A 12,725-nucleotide genomic window follows, 5' to 3' on the forward strand; every position below is an offset into this window, starting at 1 on the left:
GCCGGCCGACGACCTGGCCGGTCAGCGCATACGGGAGACGATGCCCGTGTCGTAGGCGCCGGAGCGGAACTCCTCGTTCTCCAGCAGCTCGGTGAAGAAGGGGACGTTGTTCTTCGGGCCCTCGATCCGGAACGCGGCGACCGCGGCCTTCGCCCGTTCCAGCACCTCGTCGCGCGTCGCGCCACTGATGATCAGCTTGGCCAGCAGGCTGTCGTAGAACGGGGTGACAGTGTTGCCCTCGGTGTAGCCGGAGTCCACCCGGACACCCTCGCCCGTGGGCTCCACCCAGGTCTTCACCACGCCGGGGCCGGGCAGGAAACGCTTCGGGTCCTCGGCGTTGATCCGCATCTCGACCGCGTGCCCACGCGGGGTCAACGCGTCCGGGTCGAAGGTCGGCGCCAACCCGGACGCCACCCGCAACTGCTCCTCGACCAGGTCGATGCCGTAGACGTACTCGGTCACCGGGTGCTCCACCTGCAACCGCGTGTTCATCTCCAGGAAGAAGAACTCGTTCGTGCTCGGATCGAGCAGGCACTCCACGGTCCCCGCGTTGCGGTAGGCGACCGCCTCACCGGCGCGCACCGCCGCCGCCAGGAAACGCTCCCGCAGCTCCGGCGAGACCGCCGGGGACGGGGACTCCTCGACCAGCTTCTGGTTGCGCCGCTGCACCGAGCACTCCCGCTCGCCGAGCGCCACCACCCGGCCGTCGGCCAGGCCGAGGATCTGCACCTCGACGTGGCGTACCCGGGGGAAGTACCGCTCGATAAGCACGGACCCGTCGCCGAACATCCGCTCCGCGAACGCCCGCACCTTGTCGTACTCGGTGCGCAGCGCGGCCTCGTCGACTGCGACGCCCATGCCCATACCGCCACCGCCGGCGGCGGCCTTGACCATCACCGGGTAGCCGATCTCGGCGGCGGCCGCCACCGCCGCGTCCAGGTCGGCGGCCGGGTCGGTGGTGCCTGGCGCGACCGGAACGCCTGCCGCCGCCATCAGGTTCCGGGCGTTGATCTTGTCGCCCATCGCGGTGATCGCGTCCGCGCCGGGCCCGACCCAGATCAGGCCGCTCGCCTCGACGGTACGGGCGAACTCGGCGTTCTCCGACAGGAAGCCGTACCCGGGGTGGATGGCCTGCGCGCCCGTCGACTTCGCGGCGGCGAGGATCGCCTCGGTGTTGCGGTAGCTCAGCGCCGGGTTGGGAGGGCCGATGAGGACCGCCTCGTCCGCCTCGGCGACGAACGGCAGGTCGGCGTCCGCCTCCGAGTACACAGCGATCGCGCGGATGCCGAGTCGCCTGGCGGTACGGATGATCCGGCGGGCGATCTCGCCCCGATTGGCGACCAGCAGTGACTCGATCATGATTTCCTCCCGGCGTCCGGATGTTGGGACGGAGTCAGGAAACCATGACCGGTACGCCGGTGACGAGTCGACTCAGGCGAGCAGGGCGGCCAGCGTGGCGCCGCGCAGCAACTCGGCCCGGCGTCGCCGGTCCACCTCACCACCGAGGAACGGCGTCGAGTTCATCAGGCCGAACGCGGCGTGGGCGAGCACCCGCGCCTCACCGTCGGGCATACCCGGGTGCAGCGCGGTGAGCACCGTCACCCACTCCTCGACGTACATCCGTTGCAGGCGGCGGATCCGCCGCCGTGGCTCCTCCGGCAGGCGGTCCAACTCGTGCAGGTGCAGGGCGATGACCGCCGGGTTGGCAAGCGCGAACTCGACGTGGAAGTCGATAAGCGACTCCAGCACCAGACGCGGGTCGTCCGGATGCCCGGCGGAGCGTTCCCGCCCGCCGGCCAGCAGCCCCTCGCTGACCGGGATCAGCGCGGCGGCAAGCATCGCCTCCTTGCCGGCGAAGTGGTGGTAGAGCGCCGGACCGGTGACTCCGGCGGCCGCGCCGATGTCGTCCATCGACACGCCGTGGTAGCCCCGGGCGGCGAACAGACCGACCGCGATCTCCAGGATCTCGTCCTTGCGGGACCGGCGCCGGCCCGCGCCCGCCGCCCCCCGTGCCTGCTGCTCCACCGTCACCGGGCAAGCGTAGACCGCGCACCGACCACGGTGGGTCGCCGGTCAGCGAGGGGTCGCGCACACCCCTGCCCGCTCAGTCGTCCGCGTCCAGGTCGTGCTCCGTCCGCAGGGCGGCCGCCTCGTCGGGCCGGTCCAGCAGGTCCAGGGCGCGGGCCAGCAGCCAGGCCGTCTGGCGGACCGGCCGCGAGTCGGCCGGGAGCCCACCGAGGACACGCCGCAGGAGCTGTTCCGCCTCGGCCGGCCGGTCCAGTCGCAGCAGCAGCTCACCGGCGAGAATCTCCACCTGCGCCGCCTCGCCGAACGCCTCGATCGACCGCAACCGGTCAGGCACCCCGTCGAGCCGGGCCAGCGCCTCGTCCGGTCGGCCCTCGGCCGTCAGCACCCGCGCGCCCGCCTCGGCGGCCATCGCCAGCTCGTACGTCACAGGTGGATCCGGCTGCCCGGCCAGCGTCGCCGCCAATCCGTCCACCTGCTCGACGGCACGGATCGCCGCCGGCCGGTCGTCGGCCCAGAACCAGGCGTACGCCTCCCGCCGGCGCGCCCGCAACTCGTCGAGCGGCAGGCCGCCGAGCCGGTACGCCGTGGCCGCCGCCGCGAACCGTTCGGCGCCGGCGGCGTCCCGGTCCGCGTCGTACAGGATGCCGCCGGCCTCCTCCAGCACCTGCGCCCGGTACGGGAGGTTGTCCGGGCCGTCCAGGTTGCCGGCCAACTGCTCCAGCAGGGCCAGCGCCGGGTCGATCTCGCCGAGCCCCGCGTACACGCCGGCCAGCAGGTGCCGGCACCGGTCCGCCTCGGCCTGGGCGCCCATCCGGTCGAGACCGAGCACGGCCTCCTCGGCGACCTCGGCGGCCTCGGCGAGCCGACCCACCATCCGGTACGCGTTCGCCAACTCCCAGCGCAGGAAGGAATCCCCCTCGGCGCCCCGCTCCACGCAGAGCGTCACCGCCTCGACGAACTCGTCCACCGCCTCGGGGGCCCGGCCGGCGGAGACCAGCGCGCGGGCGCGGGCGACGCGTACCGGCAACTCCGCGTCCGCAGGTGCCACCCGCAGTGCCTCGTCGCAGGCGGCCACCGCGTCGGCGGGATCGTCCACCGTGCGGGCGTACGTCAGGCAGGCCGCCGTGACCAGTTCGCCGACGCCAAGCTCACGGCCGATCCGGCGGGCCTCGGCGGCGGCAGCGCGCGCCTCCTCGACCCGCTCGGACTGCTCCAGCAGGTGCGCGCGGTGCAGCGCGATCCGGGCCGCCAGATGTGGATCGCCGCCGGCGTCGGCGGGCACCAGGTCGAGCGCCGCGAGCGCCTCCGCCCAGCGTTCCCGGTGCAGCAGCGCCAACGCCACCCGGTCGTGGGCGGCGGCCCGCTGCCGGGCGTCACCGTCCCGATCCAGTGCCTCGGCGGCCTCCCGGACCAACGTCAACCCCTCGTCGGCGTCGTCGTCGGACCGGGTCAGCAGCACCCCGAGCCGCCCGGCGACCACCTGGGCGGTCACCGCATCACCCGCCGTGCGGTACAGCTCCAGTGCCGCCCTGTTCACTTCGATCGCACCCGGGATGTCGTCCTCGTCGCCGCGCTCGGCCGCCCGCAACGCCAGCCGGTGCGCTGCCGTACGCGGGGGCACGTCCTCCGAGCCGAACCGCTCGTCGTAGGCGGCCAGCGCCGCCCGGAACGTGGCCGGGTCGTGTCGACCCCAACTCTGCTCGGCGAGAGCCAGCAGCTCGTCCGGGCCGGCGTCGGCGGGCACGACAACCACTTGCGCCTCGGCCTGCCGCTCCGCGCCGGCCCGCACCGGGGCCGGCTCCTGCCCGGTCGGGCGCGGTGCGCGTCGGCGGACGCTCGCGGACAGCGGCAGGTGCTCGCCGTCCGGCCGCACGGCGAGCCGGCGGGCGATCCACTCCGACTGGTGGGTGGTGCCGTTGCGGGAGTCGAAGCGTGCGGCCAACCCGGTCGCGGTCCGCGTCAACTCGTCGGCCAGCGCCAGTGCCGCCACCTCGCCGGCGGGCCGGCCCTCGGCGGCCCGCCGGTACACGGTCACCGCGCCGCTCTGGCCGGCCTGGCGCAACGCGGCGGCTGCCGTCGCCGCGAAGTGCATGGCGGCGGCCGGTGACGGTGCCCGGTCCAGCCAGTCCAGGTGCCGTTCGACGAGTTCCACCGCACGCGCCTCATTGCCCGTCATCGTGCAGAACTCGATGTGGTCGCCGATGTCCCACAGGTTGGCGAGGTTGCCGCGCAGCCGGCGGTACGCTTCCCGGTGCGCGTCCCGCGCCGACTCACCGCGCCCGGTGCGCAGGTACGGCAGGAGCAGGGCCGTGAGGATCGACTGCGGCTGCTCGTTGCAGCTGAGCCGGCCGGCGAGCACCGGCTCGGCCAGTGCCACCGCCTCCGCGTCCCGTCCGCTGTCGGCGAGGTAGCCCACCTGGCTGGTCGGATCACAGCCGGCGCAGTCGGAGAGGTCGTCGCGCGGGGTGGTCTGCCAGAGCCGGTACCAGTGCGCTGCCGCGTCCGCGTCCCCCACGTGGTCGGCGACCCGGAACCGGTGCTTGTGGACGGTCTGCAGGCTGTGCCCGCCGGCCCGGTAGCGGCGTTCCATGTCGTCGAGCACGGCGTACGTGCGGTCCAGCGGCACCTCGGGGAAGTTCAGCAAACCGGAGATCATGTACTTGAAGTGCCAGAGCAGGTTGTGCAGGTGACGCTGGTGGTAGGGCTGCGGGTCGTGGTCGAACTCGGCCAGGCACCAGGAGAAGGTCACGAAGGACTTGGCCGGCTCCCCGCCGTAGATGTATCCCACGGTGGACTGCATCCGGGCGACGAAGGCCAGGTGCCTGTCGTCGGCGGCGTCCACCCGGCGCAGCAGCTGTTCCAGGGCGGCGATCTGCCCCGCCCCGTACGGCATGTCGGTGATGCCGCGCAGCGCCCGCCACAGATCCTCGTCGCTCATGCTCACTCCCGTCCCGGCACGGCCCGGCCGAGCAGGCCGAGGAAGGAATCGTTGAGCAGCGCCGCGTCGGCCGCGCGGATCGGATGGTGACCGAGCAGCAGCGCCTGCCCGTACAGCGCCTCGATGGCGAGCCCCACCAACTCCGGGTCGGCCAGCATGGTGACCCGGCGGACCAGCGGGTTGCGGTGGTTGAGCACCAACTGTGGACGGTCCGGTGGGGCGGTGGCGGCGAGCGCGTCGAGGACCCCGCCCCACAGCTCGTCGGCCCGGTCCCGGCTGGCCGCGAGCTGGTCGTTGAACGCCGCCGACCGGCTCACCAGGTAGAGGGCGGGCAGCGACACCGGGTCGTACGCGCGGATCACCACCTCGCAGCCGGACCGTTCGACGGCCCGTTGCGCCGCGCTGAGGAACGGCCTCAGCGCCAGCTCCACCTGCGGGTCGAGGCCCTCGAAGCGGGTCGTGAGGTCGCTCGGCTCCAGCCGCTCGATCAGCACCGAGCGGTCCACCGCCGGCAGCCGCTCGATCAGCTCGGTGTCGTACGTGTAGCCGGCGTTGACCACCGCCAGGTCCTGCGCGGCGGCCACGGCGGCGAGCTGGCGGAACTCGTCCAGGCTCGCCGCGTAGCGCACGACGCCGTGGCGTTCCCGGAACTCGGCGAGGGTGAGCGTGCCGACGTTGGTGTCCATCGGCCACCACCTGTCGACCAGTCGCAGCATCTCGTCGTCGTGCAGCGCCAACGCCTTCACGCCGAGGTGGTGCACCTGGAGGAACTCGGCCAGCCGGTGCGGGTCGTGCCGGGCCAGCCGGACCAGCCAGCCGCGTACCTGGTCGCCGAGCGCCTCCCGGGTCGCGGCCAGCAGGGTGTCCTCGTAGAGGGCCTCGCGGCTCGCGGTGGGGCGCAGCTCGGTGGCGTCCACCACGCAGTGGGCGAAGAACGCCCAGTCCGGCAGCAGCCCGTCGGCGTGCTCGGTGAGCAGCATCCGCTTGAGGTAGACCCGGTGTCCCGCGCGGGCGGCCGGGTTCACCGGGGTGGGCAGGATGACGGCGACACCTGTCAGCCCGGCCTCCGCGACTGTCAACGGCAGCACGTCGAACGGGTCGACGCCGAGCGTCTCCCTCGCGTACGCGACGAGGGCCGCCCGGTCGACAGGCGCCCCCGGCGTGGTGGGCCACGGCGGCTCGCCCGTGGTGGTGACGACGTCACCGACCCGCACGGTGACCGGCAGCAGCGAACCGAAGAGGCGAGCCAGGTCGGTGACCGTCGGCGTGGTGAACCACTGGTCGGCGTCGCGGCGGGGCACCAGCGTGACTGTGGTGCCCGGTTCGGCGCGGGCGGCCTCCGGCGGTGCGACGCTCACCGCGTACCTGCCGTCGGCGTACCCGGTCCAGCGGACCGTGGGGTGTTCGCCGTTGCGGGTGAGCACCTGGATCTCGTCGGCGACCAGGAAGCAGGAGAGCAGACCGATGCCGAACTGGCCGAGGAACTCGTGGCGGGAGAAGCCCAGCTCGTCCCGCTTGGAGCTGCGGCCGATGGTGGCCAGCAGCTCGTGCACCTGCGCCTCGGTGAGGCCGATGCCTGTGTCGTGTACCCGCAACGTGCCGTCGCCGGTCAGCTCGGGGGTTTCGATGCGGATCAGGGCGGGCGCGTCCGGTTCGGTCGAGCGCCGTGCGGTGATCGCGTCCACGGCGTTCTGCAACAGCTCGCGGACGTAGACCCGCGGGCTGCCGTAGAGGTGGTGACTGAGCAGGTCGACCACGCCACGGAGGTCGACCTGGAAGGTGTGGTCCACGCCTGTTTTCTCCCCCGGTCCCGAATACCGGCGCCCACCGTACCGATGATCACCGACGGGCGCGTCCCCCGTTCGCGGCGGCTTGACCCTCGACCCGGTCGAACCCGCACGGTCTCCGGCATGACAGCTTCCGTTCTCGGTCGGGACTTCCGGCTGCTGTGGTGCGCCACCGTCTCGTCGCGGTTCGGGGACGCGCTCCGTACGCCGGCTCTGGCCCTGCTGGCGGCGGCGATGACCCGCGATCCCCGGGTCATCGCCGCGGTCACAGTGGTCGCGCAGGTGCCGCCACTGCTCTTCGGCCTGCTCGGTGGCGTGTACGCCGACCGTTGGGACCGCCGGCGGACGATGGCCCTGGTGGACGGGATCCGCGCCGGGGTGGTGGCGGCGTTGGCGGTGGCTGTCGCCGTCGACCGGGCCGGCATCGCGGCCCTGCTGGTGGCGGCGTTCCTCCTTGCCGCGCTGGGCACGCTCTTCGACTCGGCCTCGTTCGCGCTGCTTCCCGCGCTTGTACAGCCGGCCGCGCTGCCCCGGGCCAACGGCCGCCTCCAGGCGGGTACGGCGGTGGCCGGCGGTTTCCTCGGTGCGCCCGCCGCCGGTGTCCTCTTCGCCGTCGCACCGGCCCTGCCGTTCGCTCTGGACGCCGTCACCTTCGCGGTGGCCGCCGTGCTGGTACTGGCCTTGGCCCCGGTGCCCGTGGCCGACCCGAACGCCGGATCCGCCGCACCGCGCGGGTCGGTGTGGGGCGAGATCATCGAGGGGGTGCGGTGGCTGCACGGCCACCGGACACTGTGGCACGTCACAGTGCTCGCCGCCGGGTGCAACCTGGCGATCAGCGGCCTCATGGCGGTGCTGGTGCTGTACGCCCTGGACGTGCTGCGCGTGCCGCCGGCCGGGTACGGGCTGTTCGCCGCGTCGGCGATCGTCGGCGGCCTGGCCGGGGCACTGGGCGCGGGTCGGCTCGCCGCCCGGCTCGGCACGGTGCGGGCGCTGTGCGCGGTGCTCGCCGCGCAGACCGTGGCGTTGGGCGGGTTCGCGCTGGCCCGGCATCCGGTGCCGGGCGGGTTCGCGCTTGCCGTCTTCGCCGCCGGGACTGTGGTGTGGAACAGCTTGTGGGCGTCGTACGGGCAGCGGCACGTGCCGGCGGGGCTGCTGGGTCGGGTGGGTGCCGCCCAGCGGATGGTGGGTCTGCTCACCGCTCCGGTCGGCGCGGCGCTCGCCGGGCTGGTCGCCTCCGCATCGGGGACGGTGCCTGTGATGTGCGCCGCTGCGGCCACGTTCGCGCTGGTCACCGTGGCGGCGTGGTGGACCCTTCGACGGGGTGCCGTCTAGTGCGTGGCCCGTTCCCGGTGGGACAACCCGGACAGGCGCAGCGCGATCCGCCGCCGGACCGGTGGCACCCCGCCGAGCAGCCGGAGCAGCATGTCGCGGGCCGGCCGGCGGGCCGGGGAGGTGGTGGCGAGCCGGGTCAGCCCGGCGGCGAAGCTCAGCACGTCCTCGGCCATCGGGCGCTGCCGGGCGTCGTACCCGTCCAGCGCCGTCTCCGGTCCGCCGTCCAGCGCGTCGGCCAGCGCGGTGCCGAGGGCCACCGCGTCGCAGATCCCCAGGTTCATGCCCTGTCCGCCGGCGGGGCTGTGCACGTGCGCGGCGTCCCCGGCGAGCAGCACCGGACCGGCGCGGAAGGTGTCGGCGATGCGGTGCCGCACCCGGAACCGGGAACCCCACAGCACCTCGGTCACCAGGTCCGGCCGCCGTTTCGGGCCGCGCTCGTCGAGCAGCGCCTGGAGGTACGCCGCGTCCGGTTCGGCGGGTGCCGTCGGCACGGCGGCGACGATCCGGACGATGCCGTCCGGCAGCGGCGCCCAGACCAGCGGCCCGGGGCGGGCGAGGAACAGCGCGGCCTCGTCGCGGGGCAGCACGCTCTGCACGCGTACGTCGGCGAGCACGAAGGACTCCTCGTCGCTCGGGCCGCTGAAGCCGATGCCTGCCGCCTGCCGGACGGTGCTGTGCAGGCCGTCCGCACCGACCACGTACCTGGCGCGCAGCTCGGCGCCGTCGACCTGCGCGCGTACGCCGTCGGCGGTGTGGCTCAGGCCGGTCAGCCGGCACGGCCGCCGTACCCGCACGCCCAGGTCGGCCAACTGGTCGGTGAGCACCTTCTCGGTGACGGCCTGGGAGACCAGCAGCGCGTAGGGAAAGCGGGACGGCAACCCGTGGAACGGGACCGCCAGCAGCACCCGGTCGCGGTCGCGGACCGTGAAGCGCGGCGCCCGCACGCCCTGGGCGACGAGCGACGCCGCGGCGCCGATCCGGTCCAGCACCTCAAGGGTGTACGCGTGCACGACCGCCGCGCGGGAGGTCACCGGTGGGGCGGCCACCTGGTCGAGGACTGTCACCTCGGCTCCGCGTCGGGCGAGCGTCAGCGCGGTGGCGAGGCCGGTCGGGCCCGCCCCCACCACCAGGACGTCGGTACTCGTGGGCAGCATCGCCACCTCCGGAACGTCAGTTGCCAACACGCGTTGGCAAACAGTTGTTGGCAACGGTAGAAGCCCGTCGATTGCGTGTCAACAGGTGTTGGCATACGGTCGTTGACATGACCGCTTCCGCCCGTCCCCGCCGCTCGGACGCCACCCGGGCGGCGATCCTGCGAGCCGCCCGGGAACGGTTCGCCGCGGACGGGTACGAACGCGCCACCATCCGGGCCATCGCCGCCGACGCCCGGATCGACCCGTCGATGGTCATGCGCTACTACGGCAGCAAAGAGGGGCTCTTCGCGGCGGCGGCCGAGTTCGACCTGCGCCTGCCCGACCTGACCGCCGTCCCTCCCGCGCAACTCGGCGAGGCGCTGATCCGGCACTTCCTCGCCCGCTGGGAGGGAGACGAGACACTCGTCGCGCTGCTACGCGCCGCCAGCACCAACCCGGGCGCGGCCGAACGGATGCGCGGCATCTTCGCCGACCAGCTCGCCGCGGCCGTCGCCACGTTCGACACCGAGGCGCGGACGACCGGCCGACGCGCCGGCCTGGTGGCCAGTCAGATCCTCGGCCTCGCCTTCACCCGCTACATCGTCCGCCTGCCGCCCATGGTGGACGCCGCACCCGACGACCTGGTCTCCTGGATCGGGCCGACTCTCCAGCGCTACCTGACCGGGCGGCCGGAGGACTGACCCAACCTTTTCCCTCTCCCCGTGCGTCTGCCAGGTGACGCGCGACGCGACGGCCGGAAGGGGGGGCGGATGGGATCGACGGCGAACGACGACGGCCGCGACGGCTACCTCGCCTTCGTGGAGACCCACCAGCACCGGTTGCTGCGCGCGGCCTATTTGATCTGCGGCAACCGGCACCAGGCCGAGGACCTCCTCCAGGACGCCCTGTTGAAGCTGGCACTGCGCTGGTCGTCGGTACGCGACGGCGACCCCGCCGCGTACGTGCGGACGATCCTCTACCGCGACGCGGTGTCCTGGTGGCGTCGCCGTCGCCGCGAACGGCTCAGCGCCGCGCCTCCGGAACAGGTGGCCCCCGACCGGGACGGCGCGTTGCGGCTGACGCTGCACGACGCGCTGGGGCAACTGCCGCCGCGGCAGCGGGCCGTCCTGGTGCTGCGCTACTACGAGGACCTGACCGAGGTCGCCACCGCGGAGGCGCTGGGGGTGACCGTCGGCACCGTGAAGAGCCAGTGCCACGCCGCCCTGCGCCGGCTCCGCGAGGTGGCTCCGGACCTCACAGTGGACACCCGGCCGGCCCCGGGCGCGGCAGCCACAGGCCTGGAGGTGAACCCGTGAACGAGCAGGATCTCCGTCGACTTCTGACCGTCAGCGTCGAGGACGTGCTGCCCAGCCAACCCGCGACGGCAGGCTGGGACCGGGCCCGGCGCACCAGGCGTACCCGGCGGGCGGTCGGTGCGGTCGCCCTGGCCGTGGCACTGATCGGCGGCGGCACGGTGGCCGCACTCCGACCACCTGCCGATCCTCCACCGGACCACCCGGTGGCCCCGACCCCGACCGTCGAACCCACCCACGCAGGTCCCGTGCAGCGGCCCCCCGCCGAGCTGACCTACCCACCCGACCCGCTGGCCCGGCTCGCCGACCCGCCGACCGTGCCGCTGTCCGAGCGGCCGGTCCGGCAGGCGCTGGCGCTGTACCAGCCCCTGGACGAGGAGGGACGCGCCGTCGGACCGGTCCGGGTCCTCGGCGACGACGATGTCGTACGCGGTCTGGACGTGGTGACGCTGGCGCCCACCCGGGACGCGGGCGGCAACGAGGCCGCCGCCGTGAAACCGGGGGTGCTGTCGCCGGACGGCCGATGGGCCGCGTTCGCGCAGACCAACGAGCTGGTCATGGTCGACCTCACCAGAGCCGGTGTACGCCGGATCCCGCTCGACGGCTACCTGGAACTGGTGGTCTGGGCGAGCGACCGGGTGCTGGTCGGCGGCGACAACCGGACGTACGCGGTGGAGCGGGACAGCGACGCGGCGAGCACCATCGACGTGTCCGCCTGGGACGTGGTCGCACCCGACCCGTCGGCCGGCCGCGAGGCGGCGCTGATCGAGCTGGCCGGCCAGTGGGGTGGCCTGACGCTTCGCAGCCGGACCGCCGACGGCAAGGTCCGCCCCGAGCAGCGGATCACCGATGACGCGCTGCCCACGCCGTACCGGGTCAACGAGTTCTACGGCCGGGGCTGGCTGCACGGCGGACGGATCGCCAGCGGGGCGTGGATCGTCAGCGGCGAGATCGACGGCGCGGAGGGGACAGCCGTGCTGGACGCCCGCACCGGAGCGGTGACCCACCTGCTCGACCTGGGCCGGGACCGCGCCAAGGGCTGCTGCCCGGTGCTGGGCTGGGACAACAAGGGGGCCGTGCTGCTCCGCCTGGAACCGGCCGGCCTGGCACGGTGGAACCCGGAGACCGGCGAGATCACCGGCATCGTCCGCGACCTGCGCGGCGTGGTCGCCCTCGCGGGCTGACCACCGGTCCCCGCGCGGCCGTCACGGTCACGCGGGGACGGTGGGGTCGCTCAGCTGGCGAGGCCGCCGGGCTGGTCGCCCTTGACCACTGGCGCCCGGACCAGGTTGCCCCACTCGGTCCACGAACCGTCGTAGTTGCGCACCTGCGGGTAGCCCAGCAGGTGCCGCAGCACGAACCAGGTGTGGCTGGACCGTTCACCGATCCGGCAGTACGCGATCACGTCGTCGTCCGGGCTCAACCCGAGCTGGTCGGCGTAGATCGCCTTCAGTTCGTCGGCGGACTTGAAGGTGCCGTCCTCGTTGGCGGCGGACTTCCACGGCTTGCTCACCGCACCCGGGATGTGCCCGCCGCGCAGCGCGCCCTCCTGCGGATAGTCGGGCATGTGCAGCATCTCGCCCGTGTACTCACCGGGCGACCGGACGTCGACGAGCGGCCGGCCGGCGGCGACGTGGGCCATGACCTGCTCGCGGTACGCCCGCAGCGGCGCGTCGTCGCGCAGCGGCACCGGATAGTCGGCGCGGGGACGGGCCGGCTTGTCGCGGGTCAACGCGCGGCCCTCGGCGATCCACTTCTGCCGGCCGCCGTCGAGCAGCCGCACGTCGGCGTGGCCGAAGAGCGAGAACACCCAGAGGGCGTACGCGGCCCACCAGTTGAAGTTGTCGCCGTAGAAGACGACCGTGTCGCCCCGGCCGATGCCCTTCGCGGCACACAGCTCGGCGAAGCTCTTCGCGTCCAGGTAGTCCCGGGTCACCTGGTCGTTCAGCTCCAGGTGCCAGTCGACCTTGACGGCACCCGGGATGTGACCGGATTCGTAGAGCAGCACGTCCTCGTCGGACTCGACCACCACGAGGCCCTCGTCGCCCAGGTGCTCGGCCAGCCACTCGGTGGTGACCAGCCGCTGCGGGTCCGCGTACGACTGGAGGCGGGGATCAGGATCGTTGGGCACAGACATGATCCCCAACCTACGCCGCAACTACGCCCGCCGACCGACCATCGGGTGCGACGCGGG

Annotated in this window: 10 protein-coding genes; 4 read left to right on the forward strand and 6 right to left on the reverse strand. The window is 73.5% G+C overall.

The genetic code is table 11. The features are described 5' to 3' along the window. Positions 1–21: 21 nt before the first annotated feature. The 4 genes from ACZ6N8_RS06505 to ACZ6N8_RS06520 all read right to left on the reverse strand — a co-directional run bounded on the left by ACZ6N8_RS06505 (position 22) and on the right by ACZ6N8_RS06520 (position 6,756). Positions 22–1,359: an acetyl-CoA carboxylase biotin carboxylase subunit gene (locus ACZ6N8_RS06505; protein WP_466008020.1), complete on the reverse strand. Its 1,338-nt coding sequence runs from the start codon at positions 1,357–1,359 to the stop codon at positions 22–24. 72 nt (positions 1,360–1,431) lie between these two features. After that, positions 1,432–2,031, reverse strand: a complete 600-nt coding sequence (locus ACZ6N8_RS06510; RefSeq protein ID WP_466008022.1) for a TetR/AcrR family transcriptional regulator — start codon at positions 2,029–2,031, stop codon at positions 1,432–1,434. Positions 2,032–2,104: 73 nt separating this feature from the next. Continuing rightward, positions 2,105–4,966 carry a hypothetical protein gene (locus ACZ6N8_RS06515; protein ID WP_466008024.1) on the reverse strand — a complete coding sequence of 954 codons (2,862 nt, stop codon included), beginning with the start codon at positions 4,964–4,966 and terminating at the stop codon, positions 2,105–2,107. A gap of 2 nt (positions 4,967–4,968) precedes the next feature. Continuing rightward, positions 4,969–6,756: an HSP90 family protein gene (locus ACZ6N8_RS06520; protein ID WP_364370067.1), complete on the reverse strand. Its 1,788-nt coding sequence runs from the start codon at positions 6,754–6,756 to the stop codon at positions 4,969–4,971. 120 nt (positions 6,757–6,876) lie between these two features. Between ACZ6N8_RS06520 and ACZ6N8_RS06525 the strand changes: the two genes are divergently transcribed. Further along, a complete protein-coding gene (locus tag ACZ6N8_RS06525; RefSeq protein WP_466008026.1) occupies positions 6,877–8,085 on the forward strand; it encodes an MFS transporter in 1,209 nt (402 codons plus the stop codon). On the opposite strand, the gene ACZ6N8_RS06530 is transcribed toward ACZ6N8_RS06525, so the two are convergent. After that, a complete protein-coding gene (locus tag ACZ6N8_RS06530) occupies positions 8,082–9,239 on the reverse strand; it encodes an FAD-dependent oxidoreductase (protein ID WP_466008028.1) in 1,158 nt (385 codons plus the stop codon). The two genes, ACZ6N8_RS06525 and ACZ6N8_RS06530, sit on opposite strands and share 4 nt — an antisense overlap. A 107-nt stretch (positions 9,240–9,346) precedes the next feature. Here ACZ6N8_RS06530 and ACZ6N8_RS06535 point away from each other — a divergent pair, with 107 nt between their 5' ends. The 3 genes from ACZ6N8_RS06535 (at position 9,347) to ACZ6N8_RS06545 (ending at position 11,715) form a co-directional block, all read left to right on the forward strand. Then, positions 9,347–9,919 carry a TetR/AcrR family transcriptional regulator gene (locus tag ACZ6N8_RS06535; protein ID WP_466008030.1) on the forward strand — a complete coding sequence of 191 codons (573 nt, stop codon included), beginning with the start codon at positions 9,347–9,349 and terminating at the stop codon, positions 9,917–9,919. Between the two features lie 69 nt (positions 9,920–9,988). Further along, complete coding sequence (locus tag ACZ6N8_RS06540) at positions 9,989–10,534, forward strand: SigE family RNA polymerase sigma factor (RefSeq protein ID WP_364370079.1); 546 nt, start codon at positions 9,989–9,991, stop codon at positions 10,532–10,534. Further along, on the forward strand, positions 10,531–11,715 hold the full coding sequence (locus ACZ6N8_RS06545) for a hypothetical protein (RefSeq protein ID WP_466008032.1): 1,185 nt from the start codon (positions 10,531–10,533) through the stop codon (positions 11,713–11,715). The genes ACZ6N8_RS06540 and ACZ6N8_RS06545 overlap by 4 nt, the downstream gene beginning before the upstream one ends. A 50-nt stretch (positions 11,716–11,765) precedes the next feature. Here the strand turns inward: ACZ6N8_RS06545 and ACZ6N8_RS06550 are convergent, their stop codons facing one another. Then, positions 11,766–12,668, reverse strand: a complete 903-nt coding sequence (locus tag ACZ6N8_RS06550; RefSeq protein WP_466008034.1) for a sulfurtransferase — start codon at positions 12,666–12,668, stop codon at positions 11,766–11,768. Positions 12,669–12,725 lie beyond the last annotated feature (57 nt).

The sequence above is a fragment of the Micromonospora sp. NPDC047521 genome, from assembly GCF_055587305.1.

Coding starts and splice junctions, on each gene's coding strand:
- ACZ6N8_RS06505 (WP_466008020.1), bottom strand. CDS start 1,359: ATGATCGAGTCACTGCTGGTCGCCAATCGGGGCGAGATCGCCCGCCGG.
- ACZ6N8_RS06530 (WP_466008028.1), bottom strand. CDS start 9,239: ATGCTGCCCACGAGTACCGACGTCCTGGTGGTGGGGGCGGGCCCGACC.
- ACZ6N8_RS06525 (WP_466008026.1), top strand. CDS start 6,877: ATGACAGCTTCCGTTCTCGGTCGGGACTTCCGGCTGCTGTGGTGCGCC.
- ACZ6N8_RS06550 (WP_466008034.1), bottom strand. CDS start 12,668: ATGTCTGTGCCCAACGATCCTGATCCCCGCCTCCAGTCGTACGCGGAC.
- ACZ6N8_RS06540 (WP_364370079.1), top strand. CDS start 9,989: ATGGGATCGACGGCGAACGACGACGGCCGCGACGGCTACCTCGCCTTC.
- ACZ6N8_RS06515 (WP_466008024.1), bottom strand. CDS start 4,966: ATGAGCGACGAGGATCTGTGGCGGGCGCTGCGCGGCATCACCGACATG.
- ACZ6N8_RS06535 (WP_466008030.1), top strand. CDS start 9,347: ATGACCGCTTCCGCCCGTCCCCGCCGCTCGGACGCCACCCGGGCGGCG.